General features: G+C 63.7%; 17 protein-coding genes and 1 pseudogene. 16 read left to right on the top strand and 2 right to left on the bottom strand.

What is annotated here, in order from left to right; all coding sequences use genetic code 11:
* Window positions 1–705: 705 nt before the first annotated feature.
* Window positions 706–1,122, top strand: a pseudogene (locus tag HZF05_RS22400) (hypothetical protein); the annotation flags it as partial.
* Here HZF05_RS22400 and hisC read toward each other — a convergent pair.
* Window positions 1,052–2,164 (bottom strand): histidinol-phosphate transaminase, encoded by a 1,113-nt coding sequence (gene hisC / locus HZF05_RS07710; protein WP_160365600.1) that lies wholly within the window; start codon window positions 2,162–2,164, stop codon window positions 1,052–1,054. The pseudogene HZF05_RS22400 and the gene hisC sit on opposite strands and share 71 nt — an antisense overlap.
* Before the next feature lie 225 nt (window positions 2,165–2,389).
* Here hisC and HZF05_RS07705 point away from each other — a divergent pair, with 225 nt between their 5' ends.
* The 10 genes from HZF05_RS07705 to HZF05_RS07660 all read left to right on the top strand — a co-directional run bounded on the left by HZF05_RS07705 (window position 2,390) and on the right by HZF05_RS07660 (window position 14,134).
* On the top strand, window positions 2,390–3,661 hold the full coding sequence (locus HZF05_RS07705) for a sarcosine oxidase subunit beta family protein (protein WP_160365591.1): 1,272 nt from the start codon (window positions 2,390–2,392) through the stop codon (window positions 3,659–3,661).
* 11 nt (window positions 3,662–3,672) lie between these two features.
* Window positions 3,673–3,933 carry a sarcosine oxidase subunit delta gene (locus tag HZF05_RS07700; protein WP_160365590.1) on the top strand — a complete coding sequence of 87 codons (261 nt, stop codon included), beginning with the start codon at window positions 3,673–3,675 and terminating at the stop codon, window positions 3,931–3,933.
* Entirely contained in the window at window positions 3,930–6,851 is a 2,922-nt protein-coding gene (locus tag HZF05_RS07695) for a sarcosine oxidase subunit alpha family protein (RefSeq protein ID WP_160365589.1), read from the top strand. Before HZF05_RS07700 ends, HZF05_RS07695 begins: the two co-directional genes overlap by 4 nt.
* Window positions 6,844–7,398, top strand: coding sequence for a sarcosine oxidase subunit gamma (locus HZF05_RS07690; RefSeq protein WP_160365588.1), 555 nt, complete (start codon window positions 6,844–6,846; stop codon window positions 7,396–7,398). Before HZF05_RS07695 ends, HZF05_RS07690 begins: the two co-directional genes overlap by 8 nt.
* A complete protein-coding gene (locus tag HZF05_RS07685) occupies window positions 7,395–8,591 on the top strand; it encodes an MFS transporter (RefSeq protein WP_160365587.1) in 1,197 nt (398 codons plus the stop codon). The genes HZF05_RS07690 and HZF05_RS07685 overlap by 4 nt, the downstream gene beginning before the upstream one ends.
* 284 nt (window positions 8,592–8,875) lie before the next feature.
* Window positions 8,876–11,050, top strand: coding sequence for a TonB-dependent receptor domain-containing protein (locus HZF05_RS07680; protein ID WP_160365586.1), 2,175 nt, complete (start codon window positions 8,876–8,878; stop codon window positions 11,048–11,050).
* Between the two features lie 128 nt (window positions 11,051–11,178).
* Window positions 11,179–12,039, top strand: coding sequence for a formyltetrahydrofolate deformylase (gene purU, locus HZF05_RS07675; protein WP_160365585.1), 861 nt, complete (start codon window positions 11,179–11,181; stop codon window positions 12,037–12,039).
* A 4-nt stretch (window positions 12,040–12,043) separates the two neighbouring features.
* Entirely contained in the window at window positions 12,044–12,919 is an 876-nt protein-coding gene (locus tag HZF05_RS07670) for a bifunctional 5,10-methylenetetrahydrofolate dehydrogenase/5,10-methenyltetrahydrofolate cyclohydrolase (RefSeq protein WP_160365584.1), read from the top strand.
* Window positions 12,916–13,353, top strand: a complete 438-nt coding sequence (locus HZF05_RS07665) for a nuclear transport factor 2 family protein (protein WP_160365583.1) — start codon at window positions 12,916–12,918, stop codon at window positions 13,351–13,353. The genes HZF05_RS07670 and HZF05_RS07665 overlap by 4 nt, the downstream gene beginning before the upstream one ends.
* Window positions 13,346–14,134 (top strand): alpha/beta fold hydrolase, encoded by a 789-nt coding sequence (locus HZF05_RS07660; RefSeq protein WP_160365582.1) that lies wholly within the window; start codon window positions 13,346–13,348, stop codon window positions 14,132–14,134. Before HZF05_RS07665 ends, HZF05_RS07660 begins: the two co-directional genes overlap by 8 nt.
* Before the next feature lie 6 nt (window positions 14,135–14,140).
* On the opposite strand, the gene HZF05_RS07655 is transcribed toward HZF05_RS07660, so the two are convergent.
* Window positions 14,141–14,896, bottom strand: a complete 756-nt coding sequence (locus HZF05_RS07655; protein WP_160365581.1) for an IclR family transcriptional regulator — start codon at window positions 14,894–14,896, stop codon at window positions 14,141–14,143.
* Between the two features lie 79 nt (window positions 14,897–14,975).
* On the opposite strand from HZF05_RS07655, the gene HZF05_RS07650 reads away from it, so the two are divergent.
* Genes HZF05_RS07650 through HZF05_RS07630 form a run of 5 tightly spaced genes read left to right on the top strand, consistent with a single transcriptional unit; the run spans window position 14,976 to window position 18,997 of the window.
* Complete coding sequence (locus tag HZF05_RS07650) at window positions 14,976–15,347, top strand: protocatechuate 3,4-dioxygenase (protein WP_160365580.1); 372 nt, start codon at window positions 14,976–14,978, stop codon at window positions 15,345–15,347.
* The gene (locus HZF05_RS07645; RefSeq protein ID WP_160365579.1) at window positions 15,340–16,212 is read left to right on the top strand and encodes a class III extradiol dioxygenase family protein; all 873 of its coding nucleotides are present in this window, start codon (window positions 15,340–15,342) and stop codon (window positions 16,210–16,212) included. Before HZF05_RS07650 ends, HZF05_RS07645 begins: the two co-directional genes overlap by 8 nt.
* Before the next feature lie 16 nt (window positions 16,213–16,228).
* Window positions 16,229–17,314, top strand: a complete 1,086-nt coding sequence (locus HZF05_RS07640; RefSeq protein ID WP_160365578.1) for an aromatic ring-hydroxylating oxygenase subunit alpha — start codon at window positions 16,229–16,231, stop codon at window positions 17,312–17,314.
* On the top strand, window positions 17,311–18,156 hold the full coding sequence (locus tag HZF05_RS07635; RefSeq protein ID WP_160365577.1) for a beta-keto acid cleavage family enzyme: 846 nt from the start codon (window positions 17,311–17,313) through the stop codon (window positions 18,154–18,156). Before HZF05_RS07640 ends, HZF05_RS07635 begins: the two co-directional genes overlap by 4 nt.
* Window positions 18,140–18,997 (top strand): IclR family transcriptional regulator domain-containing protein, encoded by an 858-nt coding sequence (locus tag HZF05_RS07630; RefSeq protein ID WP_160365576.1) that lies wholly within the window; start codon window positions 18,140–18,142, stop codon window positions 18,995–18,997. Before HZF05_RS07635 ends, HZF05_RS07630 begins: the two co-directional genes overlap by 17 nt.
* The last annotated feature ends 19 nt before the right edge of the window (window positions 18,998–19,016 follow it).

The following is a 19,016-nucleotide window of genomic DNA, read 5'->3' as shown; positions in this document are numbered from 1 at the left end:
TGCATCCTGAGCAGCGCGAGTTGGAGATCCCGCAGCTGCTTTTCGTATTCGTGCTTCTTCATGCGGCTGTAACATGCCAGCGGTGCCGATGTTTCAGGCGCCCCTGGCCGGGGCGTTTGCCGTGCCTCTCCCGCCTCTTCCCGAGCGCGGGATCCTCGCCGTCCCGCAGCGCCGCCTTGGCCTGGGTGCGTGCGAGACGGCTGCAGATAGACCCACTTCGGAATATTTGCCGAGCCCTTAGGCATGCTACGCTTGCCTATCCGTTATTTACATCGCCAAATCTTGTTGTTGGTCGGATAACCCAGAAAATACAGGCTATTATCGCCTGAAATTTATATGAATGTTCCAAAATGGGAGCGTTTTTGACCCCCTGATTCGTGAGTTTCATTTTTGGCCCCAGCTGAACGCGCCATATTCCAAAAAGCCCCGGAGTCGGCATGAATGCCTGAGACCTAATGGAAGATATGGGAGATCATCGTCCGCTAAATCCTTCTCTGCTAATGGTTTCATCATGTCATACGGAAGAATTGAGGGGAATTTCTCGGGGGTCCGGCAGAAACTAGAAATCAACGACTTGTTTTTACTCAATTTTTCTATTCCAGATAGTCGAACTACCCTAAAATATTTCGAGAGCGGGTGAGAAGCTGGTTTGAATCCAGAAATAGCCCCTGCAGGCCGACTTGAAAGGGGGCAGCTCACCGCAACTTCGCGATCGGCGATGGTGCGATGAGCGAGGTCTTCACGCGCGCCTATTCAGACGCTTTCGACAATGAGGATCGGCCGATGGTCGAGGGTATCCAAGCGATGATGGGGCATCGCACCCTCGATGACATGAACCCAGTGCTGTTGGTCAATGACGGCGCGTCGGTTCACGCGCGGCGGGTCGTGGTGCGACGTTCGCCGAGGAAAAGGGCGAGACCCCGGCTCGGGGCAACGATCGGGACGCGTGACATCCGCGGGAGCATTCGCATTCCTGGCAGTGCTACAGGGGCTGCCGGCCGGCCAAGACTGAGCCGACCAGGACCCGATAGATCTTTTGGACGATCCTCGATCAGCCGGCGATCGAGAGCGCGTTCAGCGCCTCCACGACACCCTCCATTTCCTGCCGGGTTCCGATCGTGATGCGCAGACAATGGCCCAACGCCTGCCCCGGAAACCAACGCACGATGAAGCCGGCTCGCATGAGGCCATGGAACGCCGTTTCGGCCGTGAGGCGTCCCTCGAACAGCACAAGAACGAAATTACCCTTGCTCGGAAGCGCGCGCAGGCCGGCGACCGCAAGCTTTGCGATCTCCTGTTCGAACCAGTCGCGGCATTCGCGATTGTGCGCCGCACTTGCGGCGATGAACGTCTCGTCCGAGAGAGCAGCAACCGCCGCTCCCTGCCCCGCGGTCGTGACGTTGAACGGGGCTCTGATCCGATGCATTCCCTGCACCAAGGGCGCGGCACCATAGGCCCAGCCGATCCGCTCTGCGGCCAGTCCGTGAATTTTTGAGAATGTTCGCGTGACGAGCACGTTCGCAGCGGCATGCGCCAAGGCCAATCCGCCATCGTCCTCCTCGGGCGAGAGATATTCGGCGTAGGCCTGATCGATGACCAGCAGGCAGTCCGAGGGAAGCCCGGCATGCAGGCGCTCGACTTCGGATCGCGGAAGAAACGTGCCGGTCGGATTGTTCGGATTGGCGAGATACAGGATCCGGGTGCGGCCGGTCACATTGGCAAGCAGGGCATCGACGTCCGCTCCGTAATCATTGTCCGCCGCTTCGACCGGCGTCGCGCCAACCCGACGTGCCATGATCCAGTACGCCGAGAAACCATGACGGGGTATCAGTATCTCGTCTCCGGGTCCTGCAAAAGAGGCGGCCGCAAGGTTCAGCAATTCGTCCGATCCGACGCCGCAAATGATCCTCGCGGGATCAAGATCGAACTTGGTTCCGATGGCGTCGCGCAAGGATTGCGAGCTGCCTTCAGGATAACGCTCAAGCAGGGTAGCCGCCGCGCGGAACGCGTCACGGGCGGCGATGCTCGTGCCGAGCGGGTTTTCGTTGGATGAGAGCTTGCAAGCGACCGCGCCATCGTCAGTCGTCGCCCGGCCCGGCACATAGGGCGAAATTGCGGAGATCCAGGGTTTGAGCTGCGGGGCGGGCGAGCGTGTGTCGGTCATGGCGATCGGTCTATCAGAGAGTGGCGGCCACCGAGCCTGCAATCCTGGTCGTTCCGTGATGCGAAATGCGTGAGGCTGACTCGTTTGTCGTGAGCCAAATAGCGTCATGCTGCATTTCAGGATCGACACCAGATGGCGACGCGCGCTCGACGCGGTCGATTAAAAGGTTTCGATCGGCGAGCTGGGCAAGGTCTGTTCAGGATCGCAGCTTAGATCGGGGGATAGATGGGCGAGAGCGTCCCGTTCAAGAAACGTTTTTCAGCAGCAGCGCTGTTCGGCGCGGGCCTGCGCGGACAGCGCAACTGGCCAGCGCTCTGGCGTTCGCCCGAACCGCGCAAGACCTACCAGGTCCTCATCATTGGCGGCGGTGGCCATGGCCTCGCAACCGCCTATCATCTCGCCCGCGACTGGGGCATTCGCGACGTTGCGGTCATCGAAAAAGGCTGGATCGGCGGCGGCAATACCGGTCGCAACACAACCGTGGTGCGCTCCAATTATTATTACCCGGCAAGCGCCCGCTTCTACCAGCGGTCGGTCGAGATGTACCAAGGCCTCTCCGACGCGCTGAACTTCAACATCATGTTCAGTCAGCGCGGCATCGTCACGCTGGCCTTCTCGCCGCACGAGCTCAATCTGATGGCGCGGCAGGTCAATGCGATGCAGCTGAACGGCATCGCTGCCGAGATACTGACGCGGGACGACATTGCCCGCTTGCTGCCACATTGCGACCTGTCGGCAACCGCGCGCTTCCCATGCGTGGGCGGCTTCCTGCACGCAAGCGGCGGCACCGCGCGGCATGACGCCGTCGCCTGGGGTTATGCGCGCGCCGCCGACACGCTCGGCGTCGACATCCTCCAGAATGTCGAGGTGCTGGGCTTCGAGCAAATGGGCGGCCGCGTGTGTGCCGTCCAGACGAATGCCGGCCGGATTGGGGCCGAGAAGGTTGCGATCGCGGTGGCGGGAAACAGCACGGTCGTCGCAGGCCTTGCGGGGATCGACCTTCCCGTGCGTAGCCAGACGCTGCAGGCCTTCGTATCGGAACCGCTGAAACCAGTCCTCGACATCGTTGTGATGTCGGGCTTGCACCATACCTATGTCAGCCAGTCCGACAAAGGCGAGCTCGTCATCGGCGGCGACAGCGATACCATGACTTCCTACGCGCAGCGCGGCAGTTTCGCGACCATCGAACGCACAACCACCGGCCTGCTCGAACTCTTCCCCGCCTTCTCGCGCGTCCGCCTGATGCGGCAATGGGGGGGCACGGTCGACCTGACACCCGACCGCAGCCCCATCATCGACCGGACAAGCCTCGATGGCCTCTATATCAGCACTGGTTGGGGTACGGGCGGTTTCAAGGCCATCCCAGCGGGCGGCGCAGCACTCGCTCACTTCATCGCGCATGACGCCGCGGACGAATATAGTTCGGCCTTTACCTTCGATCGCTTCCGCCGCGGCGCTCTCCTCGACGAGGGCGCGGCGTCTGGCGTGGCGCACTGAGGGGCCGGGCGATGCTTCAAATTCCCTGCCCCTGGTGTGGACCGCGAAACGAGATCGAGTTCCTCGCGCGCGGCCCCGTGGTCGCCCGGCCTGATCCCGACGGCGCCGACGATGCGGCATGGACCGCCTTTCTCTATCGGGCCGACAATCAACGCGGCTGGCTACGCGAGTGGTGGCTGCACGTCCACGGCTGCGGTCAGCTTTTCGTCATCCGGCGTCATTCCGTGACCGATGAGATAGGTCCGGCCGACGAAATGGCGCCCGGCGCATGAGCGAGCCATTTCGCCTCGACGGCCATAGCGGCAGGGCCCTGCGCTTCACGTTCGACGGTCGAGAACTGACCGGGCGGTCGGGCGATACGCTGGCCGCAGCACTCCTCGCCAATGGCATCCGCCTCGTCGCCCGCAGCTTCAAATATCATCGCCCGCGTGGGATCGTGGCAGCCGGCACGGAAGAGGCGAGCGCGATCGTCGCCATCGGCACGGGCGGTCGCACCGACACCAACAGCCTCGCGACGCTCGTCGAGCTCGTCGAAGGCCTCGATGCGCGCAGCGTCAATGCATGGCCTTCGTTACGCTGGGATATGGGAGCGCTCTTCGACCGGCTCGGACGCTTCCTGCCGTCGGGCTTTTACTACAAGACCTTCTTCTGGCCGAATTGGCACCTTTTCGAAGGCCCCATCCGCCGCGCCGCGGGCCTTGGCACCGCACCCACCGCCGTGGACCCCGATCGCTACGAGCGGCCGCATCGCCACACCGATCTGCTGGTGGTCGGCAGCGGTCCTGCCGGCCTCGCTGCTGCGCTAACAGCCGCGCGCTCTGGCGCCGATGTCATCCTCGCTGAGCAGGATAGCCGGATGGGCGGCAGTCTCCTTTGGGAGCAGGAGGAGATCGACGACGCGCCGGCCACGGCGTGGGCTGAGCAGGTGCTGGGCGAGCTCAAATCGCTGCCCAATGTCTCGCTCATGCCGCGCACTTCGGTCATTGCCTATCATCGCCATAATTTCGCGCTTGCACTCGAAGAGCCGATCGGGGGACCGGTCCGCCAGAAACTCTGGCATATTCGGGCCACTCGGGTCGTGCTTGCCACGGGCGCGTTCGAGCGGCCGCTCGTGTTTCCCAACAACGATCGGCCAGGGATTATGCTGGCGTCCGCCATGCGCCATTATGTTGGCCGCCACCGGGTCGCGCCGGGTCGCCGCGTCGTGATCGCGACCAACAATGACGACGGTTACCGAACCGCGGCGATGCTGGTCGAGGCCGGCATCACGGTTGCCGCAATCGTCGACAGTCGCGATGCCGTTGGACGGTCTGCGGGCGGCGTTCCAGTCCATCGCAACTCCGTAATCGCCGGCACACAGGGACGTCACGGCGTCCGATCGGTGGCGGTCCGTTCGCGCGACGGAGCGAGGCGCAGTCGCATCACCTGCGACGCGGTGGCCATGGCCGGCGGCTGGTCGCCCGCGGTCCAGCTGTTCAGCCAGTCGGGCGGGACGCTGCGCTACGACGGCCAAAAGGTCGCCTTCCTGCCGGACAAAGCCGTCCAGCCCACGCATGTCACGGGCGCGCTCGCGGGTGCAGCGTCGCTAGGTGCGTGTCTGCGCTCGGGCGTCGAGGTCGCCAGTGCGGCAATCGAGGCGCTTGGCTTGCCGCTACCCGCCTCGCCATCCTGGCAGGCCGACGAGGCATCTGAGCACATCATCGAGCCGATGTGGCGCATCCCGCAAGATATCGCCGAGCCGGGACGGCAATGGGTCGACTTCCACAATGACGTGACCGAGGCGGACATTCGCCTCGCGGCGTCTGAAAATCTTCAATCGGTTGAGCATCTCAAGCGCTACACGACGCTCGGCATGGCGCCTGATCAGGGCAAGACATCCAACGTCAACGGTCTCGCCATTCTCGGTGAATTAACTGGGCGCATGCCGGACGCCGTCGGCACCACGACCTTCCGCCCGCCCTTCGTGCCCATCGCTTTCGGTGCCGTCGCCGGACGCGACCGTGGCGCATTGTTCCGCCAACCGCGGCACCTGCCCACGCACGACCTCCAGCAGGCGGCTGGCGCGCACTGGGAAGATTATGGCGCCTGGAGGCGTCCGGCTTACTATCCGAAAGCCGGCGAGGACATGGCGTCGGCGATGGCGCGCGAGGTCCGCGCGGTCCGAACCGGCGTCGGCATCCTCGACTATTCGCCGCTCGGCAAAATCGAGGTGTCTGGGCGTGACGCGCTCGATTTCCTCAACCGCGTCGTCGCGACCAATCTCGCCACACTGAAAACCGGACGCTGCCGCTACAGTCTGACCCTGACCGAAAGCGGTATCGTCGCCGACGATGGCGTGATTTCTCGTCTCGCCGACGACTGTTTCGTGATGGGCACGACAAGCGGTGCGGCTGAGCGGAGCTTCTTTGCGCTCAATGAATGGCACCAGCGCGAATGTCCCACACTCGACGTCTGGATCACCAATGTCACGAGCCAATGGGCTGTACTGATGCTGAGCGGGCCACAAGCCCGGACTTTGCTCTCCCGGACCGATATCGACATCGACCTGTCGGCGGACGCCTTCCCGCATATGACGCTGCGTGAAGGAACGATCGGTGGCGCTCCCGTGCGGGTGAACCGGGTCAGCTTCACCGGCGAAGTCTCCTATGAAGTGTCCGTACCGGCTGGCTATGCACCCGCCCTCTGGCGCGCCTTCTCGGAGCTCGGCGCTGACCTCGGCCTGACCCCGATCGGGATCGAAAGCCTCGACATCCTGCGTCTCGAGAAGGGCTTCATCCATGTTGGTGGCGATACCGACGGAAGCACCATTCCTGACGACGTCGGCTATGGCGGCATGGTCCGCAACAAGAAGACCGATTTCATCGGCCGGCGCAGTCTTGCACTGCCTGAAATGATCCGCGGTGATCGCCTTCAGCTTGTCGGCCTGCGACCGCTCGATGGTCCTCAGCCGCTGGCATCAGGCGCTCAGCTGACACTGTCGGACACCGGCAGGCTCTCGAGCGGACTTGGTTACGTTACCTCGAGTGCATCGAGCCCGACACTCAGCGTGCCGATCGCGCTTGGCCTTCTTGCCCGCGGGCGCGAGCGTACCGGCGCGCGACTCTTCGCCTGGTCGGCAGGCGCCGCTCGCCCCGTCGAGGTAATCGAACCCCAACGCTACGATCCCGCAGGGGAGCGGCTCAATGGATAAGCTGGCCGCCACCCACCCTCTCGATGACCGCGCCTCCATCGTCGCGAACGGCGTCGCCATCACCCCGTTGCCGCCTGAGCCACTGGCGGAATTGCGCAGCGGAACGGGACCGCTCGAGCCGGACCTGTCACGATGGCTGCCCGTAGAACCTAACCGGGTCCTCGATCATGACGGTTGGCGGGCATGGTGGATGCGTCCCGGCGGCTGGCTGCTTGCCGGAAATATGCCGTCGCGATCGCCCTTCGCCGCGGCGCTCGAGGCAAAACGGATGTCGCTGACCGATGTGCGCCACGCATGGTCCGGGATCAGCCTCTCGGGGCCAGCGGCCCGCGCGGTGCTGGCCAAGGGAACACCGCTTGATCTGCGTGCCGGCTCATTCAAAGCCGGGCATTGCACGCGGACCTGGTGCGCAGGGTTCACCATCCTGATCGACGGCAAAGAGGACGAACTTGCGGTCTTTGTCGACAGCAGTCTGGCACGCAGCTTTTGGGACTGGCTTGATGATGCCGTCACCGAATTCCGCGCCGTCGGGGAGTATGGCGGATGAACCAGCGAGCCTTCCCGCTCACATCGCAACTCAGCCTGATCGTCGCGGTCTCGTTCGGAAATGCGGTCGCTCATTTGTGCACCAGCGCATTGCCGTTTCAGATCGGCGCGTTGATCGACGGCTATCGCCTCAGCGCCACCGAGGCGGGGCTCGTCGGGTTCTTTCAGGTCGGCGCCCTCGCGGTCAGCATGATGCTGTTCGCGCCTGCCGCGCATCGCTTCCGACCGACATTGGTGTGTCTGGGGGGCATGGCCATCGCTGCGATCGCCAATCTGCTCTTATCGTCGGTGCCGCCGATGGTGCCCCTGCTCTGCGCGCTCGCGACGACGAGCGGTATTGGTTATGGGCTCGTCCTGACCGCCGCCGTATCGGCAGCGGCCGGTTCGCCGCGGCCTGATCAGATCTATGCGGCCGGCAATTCCGGCGCGCTGCTCCTGATCGTGGCGATGCTTTCGCTGTTGCCTTGGGCGGCGGGGCGGCTCGGCCCGCACGGCACTTTCATCGCGATCCCACTGCTCATCCTTTTCAGCGCGCCGGCCGTGCTCGGGTTCCGTGCGCACCGCGCCGCCGATACCCAGAGCGATGGTCCCGCCGTCGGACTGGTCCGCGGGGTGCCGCTGTTCGCCGTCTGGGCGCTTTTCTCCTTCGGGACTGGAGCGATGTGGGCATTTGCCGAGCGAACAGGTCGGGCAATCGGGCTGCCCGGAGAGACGATCGGCCTTGTCCTCTCCACCAGCGCCTTTGCCGGACTGATCGGCAGCGGCCTCGCTGCAGTGATCGGAGGCCGGATCAATCGAACGCTCGTGCTCGGCTGTGGGTTGATCGGAGGCGGCATCACCTGCCTGACCTTCAGTGCAGCGACAGATCTTACCCTCTATGCGGCGGCGGCCCTGCTCTACTGGGTCTTCACAATGTTCGTCTATGTGCTGCTGCTCGGCACGGCGGCAGAGCTCGACCCTAGCGGGCGGCTCGGTACGCTTGGCACGGGCTGCGAACGAATGGCGTTCGCGATCAGCGCGCCTCTGGGTGGCGTGCTCGTCGATCTTGGGTCACCCCTCTGGGTAGGTGTTGGTGCAGCGGTCGCCTGCGCGGTCGTTGCCCCGCTCTTCTTGCCCGCGCTCGGCCGGATGCTGACGAGGTCGGACATTCCTGAGCCCACAACCAGCGCACCCGCCGCAACGGTGGCGCCATGAGATCGGCCCTGCACACCGCATCGCGGCGAATGCGCGGACGATCCCTGTCCCGAGACCATGCCTGCGTAAAACCAGAACATCCTTTCGCAGAATTCGACTGAGTTGGCTTGCAGCCGGGGAAGGGGCTGCGATCTGATAAGAAGGGGAAAGACATGACCAGGATTGATCGTAAGCATCTTGCGCTTCTTGCGGGGTTATTGAGCTCCGCATCGCCGGTCCTCGCACAGACGGCCACACCCGCCCCTGCGCCCGCAGCCACTGCCCCGATCCCGGGTGAGATCGTCGTGACCGCCGAACGGCGCGCAGGCACGGTCCAGTCGACCCCGCTCAGCATCACCGCGGTGTCCGGCGCGCAATTGCAAGCGCAGGGCATCACCAACGTCAGCCAGCTGGCCGCGGAAGTCCCCGGCATCTCGCAGCGCAACGCCGGCCCTGGCCAGACCGAATTCGAGATACGCGGCATCTCGTCAGCCGGCGGAAGTTCGCCGACAGTCGGTTTCTATCTAGACGACGTGCCGCTTACCGCGCCGGTTCAAGGTCTGGAAGGCAAGGTGGTCATCGATCCCAATGTCTATGACCTCAACCGTGTCGAAGTGCTGCGCGGTCCGCAGGGCACGCTCTACGGGGCAAGCTCGATGGGCGGCACCATCCGGTTGCTGACCAACCAGCCCGACACCAAGGATTTCGCGGCGAGCGGGGAAGTAGTCGGATCGACCACCAAGAGCGGCAAGGCCGGCTACGCGGTCAACGCGATGGTCAACATTCCGCTCATATCCGACACGTTGGCGCTGCGCGTCACCGGGAGCAACAGCTACACCAGCGGCTGGATCGATCGCGTCGTGGTCAGTCCCTTCCCGCAGGAAACCGATGGTGGCTTCGCCCGCGGCGATGTCCTCTCCGCGCCCGAGGTCAAGCGCTACAAGAACGTGAACTGGGAAAAGCTCTCCGGCGTTCGCGGATCCCTGCTTTGGACCCCGACCGAAAACCTCACGGTGACGCCGACCATCTTCTATCAGAAGATCCGCCAGGGCGGCCCCAATTATGCCGACCAACCGCCCGGCATTGCGTACGAGGCCCACTATCAGCCGTTCGACGTGAGCGAGCCCTATTCGGACCGCTTCACGCTGATGACGTTGCCGATCGTCTACAAGCTGGGTGACGTCAACCTGACTTCGGTCACCGGTTACTATAAACGCCGCAGCATCCTCAACCAGGACTCCTCCGAAGTCGCGCAGGATTTCATGGAGGCGCTGATCGGCATTCCAGACGTCTCCTATGACGATGCCGGCGCGCTCACCGCCTATGAGCATGACCGCAGCCGCCAGATCACGCAGGAACTCAGACTGTCCTCGGCAGGATCAAGCCCCTTCCAGTGGGTGATCGGAGGCTTCTACCAGGATTTCAAGGCGAAGACCGAGATCAACACGACAACGCCGGGTCCGATCGTCGCCGAGACTTTCGGGGTGCCATCCTATTTCTTCCTGAACTTCACCAACACGATCAAGCAATATGCAGCCTTTGGCGAGGCATCCTACAAGCTTGGTGACTTCAAGCTCACCGCAGGAGTGCGCTATTACCACTATAAGACGGGAGAGGACCTGACCGAAGGCGGTGGTCTCGTTGTCGGTCCAGGCGCGCCGATCGTCGAATCCCTGCCCTCGTCCCATTCGGGCGCCAACCCCAAGGTGAACCTCTCCTACCAGCCCAGCCATAATCTGACGATCTATGCGCAGGCATCCAAGGGCTTCCGGCCGGGCGGGGGTAATGCGCCGCCGCCGGTGACCTGCCCGAACTTTCCGACATCGTTCGCGCCGGACTCGCTCTGGAGCTACGAGCTGGGTGAGAAAGCACGGTTGTTCGACAACCGTCTGACGGTGAATTCGGCAGTTTATCACGAGGTCTGGTCGGGCATCCAGCAGCAGCTGACCTTGGCCTGCGGCGACACCTACACGGCTAATGCCGGCACCGCCCATATCACCGGTGGCGAGCTCGAGGCGACCTTGCACCTGACCAACCAGCTGACGCTCACCACTGGGTTCAGCTATACCGATGCGAAACTAAGCTCGGTCCTGCCGGGCACCGGTTTCTACAAGGGCGAGCGCATCCAGAATGTGCCGAAATGGACGAACACGGCGACGCTCGTCTATTCGCTGCCGATCGACGATACCTACACGGCCGTATTCCGCGCGACCGACGAATATACCGGCGGTACCATCGATCCAAACTTTGCGCCGGTGAACCATATTCCGTCGCGCAACCTGATCAACCTGCGGCTCGGCGTCACCAGCCGCAATCGTTTCACGGCGTTCATCTTCGCCAATAACGTTACCGACAAGCGCGCGTATATCGGTGATCCGGAGGAGATCTTTACCTTCGTGCCGTCGTTCAATCGCGCGACGACCAATCAACCGCGTACGATCGGCATAGATCTGACCTATGCTATCGGCGGACCGAAGTAAGCGGCCGCGCCCGGCGCGGTCGCTGGCCGTCCAGCTGGGACGGCCTGTCCGGCGTCGGGCGCCCTTGCCCATCGGCCGGCTTACCTTCAACGCGCGCATCCCGGCAGCGGGAGTGCTGGAGACGATCTGTGACCGAAATCTTTGTGCTGACCTTGTCCTGCCCTGATCGACCTGGCCTGGTCGCCAGTGTGTCCGGCCTGTTGTTCGAGTGCGGTTTCAATATTCTCGAAGCGCAGCAGTTCGACGATGCGGCGTCCGCACGCTTCTTCATGCGCGTCCGGTTTGCAAGCGTTAGGGCGGGCACTTCGCCTGCCCCCTTGCGCGAGCGCCTCGCGCATTTGGCGGCCGGGATCGGCATGGTGTGGAGGGTAACGGCCGAGGCAGAACCCAAACGGGTTTTGATCCTGGTCTCCAAATTCGATCATTGCCTAAGCGACCTGCTCTACCGGCAACGGATCGGCGAAATCCCCATGAACGTGGTCGGCATCGCGTCCAATCACCCACGTTCTGCGCTCCATGCAACGCATGTCGGCGATATCCCCTTTCATCATCTGCCGGTCACGCCCGATACCAAGTTTGCGCAGGAGAAGAGCATCAAGGCACTGGTCGAGCAAAGTGCTGCCGAACTCATCGTGCTAGCGCGCTACATGCAGATATTGTCGGATGATCTGGCGGCCTTCCTGAACGGCCGTTGCATCAACATCCACCATAGTTTCCTGCCCGGTTTCAAGGGCGCAAAACCTTACCACCAGGCGCACGCTCGTGGCGTGAAGATGATCGGTGCGACCGCCCACTACGTCACCGCCGACCTCGACGAAGGCCCGATCATCGCGCAGGACGTAGAGCAGGTCAGCCATGCCGACACGCCGGAAGATCTGGTCGCGAAGGGACGCGACATTGAGCGCCGCGTCTTGGCGCGCGCGGTCCGCGATCATCTGGAGGATCGCATCCTGCTGAACGGCCACAGCACGGTCGTCTTCCGGTCCTGAGGCGATGGCCGCAATCATCGACGGTCGGCGCATGGCGGCGATGGTCACCGATCAGGTGGCGACCGATGTCGCCCGCCTGCGCGCGCACAGCGGCACGACACCCGGCCTTGCGGTTGTGTTGGTAGGCAATGATCCGGCGAGTGAGATCTATGTGCGGCGCAAGGTCGCCGAGACGCGCAAGGCCGGCATGCGCTCCATGGAGCATCGGCTGCCCGCAGACACGAGCGAGGAGACCCTATTCGCGTTGATCGACACGCTGAACCGGGATGACGACGTCCATGGCATCCTCGTGCAGCTCCCATTGCCACCACAGATCGATGCCGGACGCGTGCTCGACGCAATCGCGCCCACGAAGGATGTCGATGGCTTCCATCCGGTGAATGTCGGACGCCTGTCGACGGGCACGGGTGGGCTCGTTCCGTGTACTCCGCTGGGCTGCATGATGCTGCTCGAAAGTGTCGTCGATGATTTCCGCGGGTTGAAGGCGGTCGTGATCGGCAAATCCAACATTGTCGGCAAGCCCGTCGCCATGTTGCTTCTGGAGCGCGAATGCACGGTAACTGTCACGCACATCCTCACGCGCGACCTGCCTGCCATTGTACGGAGCGCCGACATCATCGTCGCAGCCGCCGGCAGCCCCCGTCTGGTGCGCGGCGATTGGGTGCGGGATGGCGCAGTTGTGATCGACGTCGGGATCACGCGCATGACGGAGGCCGACGGCGTCACCCGGCTGGTCGGCGACGTCGCCGCCGACGAGATCGGTCACGCACGGGCTTACACGCCGGTTCCGGGCGGCGTTGGTCCGATGACGATCGCCTGCCTGCTTGCCAACACCGTTCGCGCCGCCGAACTGGCGCATGATAGAGGGCAGATGACATGAGCCATAGGATTGACCGGATCGACGACAGGCTGGCGATCGAGCGACTGACGAGCGACTTCGGCCATGCGCTCGATCGCGGCAACGTCGAGGCGTTCGTCAACGTCTTCATACCCGACGCCGTCTACACCAACGGCACGCGCGTCCTTGTCGGCCATGCGGCTCTGCGCGATTTTTTCCTCGCGCGCGCCGCTGCGGGTCCACGCACGTCGCGTCATATGGTCACCGGCCTCAGAATCGACTTCGTCGGGGATGCGGATGCGCGGGGTCTGAGCATCTGCGCGACATTTTCGGCGGCCGGGACCGCCGAAATTCCCTGCACGATACCCGCGATCGTCGCTGATTTCGTGGATCGCTACCAGCGGCTCGACGGGCATTGGCGCATTGCCGAGCGCACCGTCATTCCGCTGTTCCGGGCGTCCACGTCGCATGGCTGACATCATTTTGCCGATCTCAAACGGCGCGCTCGCCTTGGACGAGGCGGGCGAAGGTCCGCCCATCATATTGCTCCATGGCTTCAGCTTCAGTCGGGCTATGTGGGCGCCCCAGATCGAGGCGCTGGTGGCGGGCCACCGTGTCGTGCGCTACGACCTTCGTGGTTTCGGTCAATCGACGCGTCCGCGAGCACCATATGCCCATGCCGATGACCTCGCGGTGCTGATCGCCGCGCTGGACCTATCCGCGCCGCTGCTGGTCGGGCTTTCACTGGGGGCGAACATCGCGCTGGAATTCGCGGTCCGTCACCCCGGTGTCGCGCGCGGGCTGGTCTTGGCGTCGCCCGGACTTGCCGATCATATATGGTCTGGGGAGCGCCCGGTCGAGGTGGCGGCGAGGATTGCGCGCGAGCGGGGCCTCGAGGCCGCAAAAACCTATTGGATGGGTCATCCCATCTACGCCTCGCTGCGACGGGCAGGTGCGGACGGCCTGCTGCGCGATATGGTCGACCGCTATGACGCCTGGCATTGGTGCAATCCGGACCCGCGTGAGACGCTGCCGGGCATATCGGCCTTGCTCTCGGGCATGAGGACACCGACCTTGGTCCTGTCCGGCGGAACCGATGCTGCCGACTATCGCGCGATCGCCGACCGCTTGGTCCGTGACCTGCCCGCCGCCGCGCTGGATCGCTTCGAGGATGCGGGGCACCTGCTCAATCTGGAATGTCCTGAGCGCTTCAACGCTACGCTGCTGGCATTCGACGCCAGCGTCCGCAAAGACTGAGGCGGATCAGAAGCCGGCTTGCCGGCTGAGATCCCGTGCCGCTTCGACGAGCAAGGCGGTTTCAGCCTTCCTGCCGACCACGTCGAGCGTGCTCGGGTGGAGCGCGGTCAAGACAAGCTCCAGACGGCCCTCGCGCCCGAAAACCGGAACCGCGATCGCACCATAGCCGCTGATCGCCGCATCGGCATTCAGCCGGACGGTCGAGGCAACCGCGAAGCCCTTGCGCCTGACCTGGGGCAGGACGCTCTCGACAGCGGCGCGACGGTCTGAACCAATGTGAACGTGCATCGCCTGATCTGCCACGGCGGGCGGCAGATAGGCCAAAAACACCCGACCAGTCGCGGTATCGAGGGGCGTCATGGTTCCCACCCGGAAGGTCATCGGCAAGGGGCCCGACGTCTCGTACGAGGCGATAATCATCGACCGGTCGCGATCCCAGATCGACAGCAGAACCGGATCCCCGGTGCGCTCGCCAATATCAGTCATCGCGCGACGCGCGGCGCTGATCAGTTGGTCCTGGCCGAGCGCCAGCATGCCGAGCCGGAGCGCCTTGCGGCCGGGCCGATAGCGGCCATCCGCGGGATCCTGAGCGATCAGTCCGACCCTGCAGAGCGACACCAGATACATCCGGACCTTGCTGGCCGAAAGCCCGGTGAGCTGGGCGACCTCCTTTAACCGCAGCGGCTGCGACGCATCGACGATCGCGTCCAAGATTCCGCCGGCAATCTCCACCGACTGAATGCCTTTCACCTGATCGGCCATCCACCATCTCACCTTGACGTGACCGCCACGTACAACTATATTGATTATCATTCAACAATGTTGAATTTAGGGGATCACAGTGCGCGATCCGAGCTTCGATATGGAAGAGCCCGGAACATTCATCTTCGATGGTCCCCGCTCGACCGCCGGGATGAGGCTGAACCGGTTTGCGCTCAGCCTCAAGCAACCGTCGAACCGCGCCACCTTTCTCGCCGATCCGGACGCGTTCATGAACCGCTGGGACCTGACCGAACGCGAACGATCCCTCGTCGAAGCCCGCGACTGGACGGGTCTGCTGGCAGCGGGGGGGCATCTCCAGGCGATCCTCAAGCTCGCCGCGACGCTGGGGCTCAACCTCTATCATATCGGCGCGCACAATTGCGGCGTCGACGCCCACCAGATGATGCATGCCTGTCCGCGCCGCGTCGTCTCGGACATGCCCCATGGCTGAGATCATCGGCGGCATCGGCATCTCGCACACGCCCTCAATGGGCATGGCCTTCGATGCCGGCATGCGCGATGGCTTCGCACCCGAGTGGCAGCCCTGGTATGAGGGTACGCGCGCGGTGAAGGGCTGGCTCGCCGATGCCCGTCCCGATCAGATTGTCGTCATCTACAACGATCATCTGAACCATTTCGAGTTCGATGCTTATCCGACGCTGGCGATCGGCGTTTCGAACAGCTTCCGTCAGGCCGACGAAGGTTGGGGACCGCGAGCCTTTCCGGACCTGCCGGGCGACAGCGACTTCGGCTGGTTCGTCACCGAACGGCTGGTCCATGGCGGTTTTGACATGACCGTCTGTCAGGACCTGGCGGTCGATCACGGCATCTACTCCTGGCTGCCTTATCTTGCCGACACGCCATGGCCAGCGCCGATCCTTCCGATCGCGGTCAACATGGTCCGACACCCGCTGCCCACCTCGCAGCGGCTCTGGCAGCTCGGCAACGCGCTTGGCGAGGCGGTGCGCGCCTACGAACCGGATCAGCGCATCGTCGTCATCGCAACGGGCGGCATGTCGCACCAGATCAGCGGCGGTCGCTTCGGCATGGCAAACGAAGGGCTCGATCGCTTCTTCCTCGCCCATCTCCAGGACGATGCCGCGCGGTTGCTGGCCATTCCGCAGCGGGAATTGATGCGACTTGGAGGCACAGAAGCTGCCGAGCTTTCGATCTGGTTTGCGATGCGTGCTGCATTGTCGAGCACCGTCCGCGAGGTGCACCGCTTCCACACATTCCCCAAGATCACCGGCTGCGGGGTGATCGTCTTCGAGGAACCCCCAGTCGTAACCGACGCCATCGCAGTCGGTGGACGCTGACGAGAAGGATCGCATCATGGCCACCCTGCTGGCGACACCGCCCGAGACGCCGCACCACGAGGACGGCCTCGCCGACGAGGATACACCCTTCATCTTTGATGCCTGGTACGTTGTCTGCCTCAGCGACGAAATCGAAGCCGGCAAGCCCGTTGCGCGTCGCCTGCTCGGCATCAACGTCGTGCTCTACCGCACCGCGTCCGGCGCGGTGGTGGCGATGCGAGACCGCTGCCCGCACCGCTCCTTTCCGCTCTCGGCCAGCGCCATCGAGGGCGACGACATCGTCTGTGGATATCACGGGATCCGGTATGGACCGGACGGCGCATGCAAGGCGGTCCCGACCCAGAAGCACGCGCCAAAAGTCATGCGCGTGCAGACCTATGCGGTGCGCGAGACGGCGCCGATGGTCTGGATCTGGCTCGGCGATCCCGGCAGGGCTGCGACCACGGCGCTGCCGCCGTGCGAATGGGCAACCCGGGCGCATGGCTGGGCCTTGTCGGCCGGATCCATGACGCTGCACTCCAACTATGTTTTCCTGCACGAAAATCTGCTCGACCTCAGTCACTTGAGTTTTCTGCACAAGAAAACGTTCGGCACGCCCGATTATGCGGCAGCGCCCTTCTCGACCGACATCGGCGAGGATCGGATCGTCGTACGGCGAACGGTCGCGCCGACGCGCCTGCCGCCACTTTATGCCGATCCGCTCGACATTCACGGCGACGCAGCCCGGATCGTGACTTCGACCTATCATTCACCCGGTCTCTCGGTTTCAGCCGTCGTGCTCCAGAATCTCGAGCTTCCGGAAGGCGAGCGTACCGACCATCATATTCGGACGGCCCAGCTGCTCACCCCAATCGACCGCGACCATGTCCTGTATCATTTCGTGATCGCTCGGGACTTCGTCAAAGACGATGCTCAAACGAGCGAAACGATCCATGCCGGCATCAAGGCCGCGTTTGTCGAGGATTGCTTCGCGCTCGAAAATATCGCGCGCAACCGACGGGAGGATGAAGCGCCTTTCGTCGAGCGATCGATCACGAGCGACAAAGCGGGTGTGATGCTTCGCCGGCGTTTGCGCTCCGAGGCATTGGCGGAACGGGGATGACCCCCCGCCCGGCCCTCATATCGGTGGCGCCGAATGGCGCCAAGCGGCTCAAGACGGATCATCCGGCCATTCCGCTCACTCCTGCGGAACTCGCCCTAGATGCGCTGGCCTGCGCGAATGCCGGTGCAGGCCTCTATCACTTGCACGTTCGCGACGAACAGGGTCACCACAGCCTCGATCCAAATCGCTACCGGGCCTCGATCGAAGCCATCGAAGATGCGGTTGGCGACCGCATGATCCTCCAGATCACGACCGAGGCGGTCGGCATCTATGACGCGGCCATGCAGATGGAGATCGTGCGCACCGTAAAGCCGCGTGCCGCATCCCTCGCCCTGCGCGAATTCCTGCCCGAAGGAACCTCCATGATCGAGGTCACTGCCTTCTTGCATGACATCGCCGAACGCGGTGTCCTGCCACAATTCATCCTCTACACGCCGCAGGAAGCCGAGCGGCTCCGCCTGCTGATCGAAAGCGGCATCGTTCCCTTTGAAAACCCACCGGTCCTGTTCGTGATCGGCCGCTATGACGACGGCACGCCCACCGGCCCCTCGCGCATACTCGATTTTACGGCGCAGTGGCGCGCCGACGGTCATTGGTCGGTCTGCGCCTTTGGCGCTGGCGAGATCGCGGTCGCAGCGACCGCACTGGCATTGGGTGGTCATGCCCGGGTCGGCTTCGAGAATAATGTGGTTCGGGCCGATGGGGTCGCACTCTGCGACAATGCCGAACAGGTCATCCGGGTCGCCACGATCGCGCGGGCGCTTCAACGCCCGCTCACGCAGAGCGTGCCAGGCCAGCACATCGTCTTACGGGGGGAGCGCATCGATGTCGGAGCCGTCTAACGATCTGGGCGACGAGACTATTCGCTCCGTCGCCCGAACCTTCAAGCTCCTCGAATTGCTGAGCGGCCTCGAATCCGCCTCGATCGGCGAGCTCAGTCGTCGCCTCTGCTTTCCCAAGCCGACTGTCGTCCGGATGATCCGCACCTTGGTCCAGGGCGGCTATGTCCATCAGGCGAGCCCGCGCAGCGATTATTGCGTCACGTCCAAGCTGCGGCGCTTGGGCGCTGGGTTCTCAGGATTGCCGGCAGTGATGGAAGCTGCAGTCCAGGTCGCCGATCGGCTGACCGCCGAACTGCTCTGGCCGATCTCGATCGCCCAGCCGGCGGGCGATGCCACGATCGTACGATACAGCACAATTCCCGCCAGTCCCTACGCCCATGCCCGTTCGACGATCGGCAAGCGGCTTCCGCTCTGGACGAGCGCGCATGGCAAGGCGTGGCTTGCGCACCTCCCATTGTCCGAACGGCCGGCCCCCCCCGCTCACGAACCCGCGACCGGCGAGAGCGCGGAGATGCTGCTCACCGATCTGCGCCATGCCATCGAAGGCGGCTATGCGATCCGCACGCTCGGACGCGATCCGACCACCAACAGCATAGCGGTGCCGATCTTCGAACAGGGGCACGTCGTCGCGACGCTCGGAATTACCTTCTTCGCACGTGTGCTCGGGCCTGCCGCGGTTCGCCGGATGGCGCAGCTGCTGCTCGAGGCAGCGACGGAGATCGGGACCTTGCTCGACCGGCAGGGTTGCTGTTCGAGCTGCGCGTCGCAAGCCTCTGTTCCGCAGGATGGAATGCGCAAGTCTATCACATCGCGCGGGCAGGAGCAGCCGCTTTACTCCTGAGCCGAGAACGGCTCAGGGG

Origin of the sequence: Sphingomonas chungangi, from assembly GCF_013778325.1 — a bacterium.
Classification (GTDB): Bacteria; Pseudomonadota; Alphaproteobacteria; order Sphingomonadales; family Sphingomonadaceae; genus Solisphingomonas; species Solisphingomonas chungangi.
The sequence above is the reverse complement of the archived record's forward strand: the minus strand, read 5'-3'. Positions and strand labels throughout refer to the sequence as shown.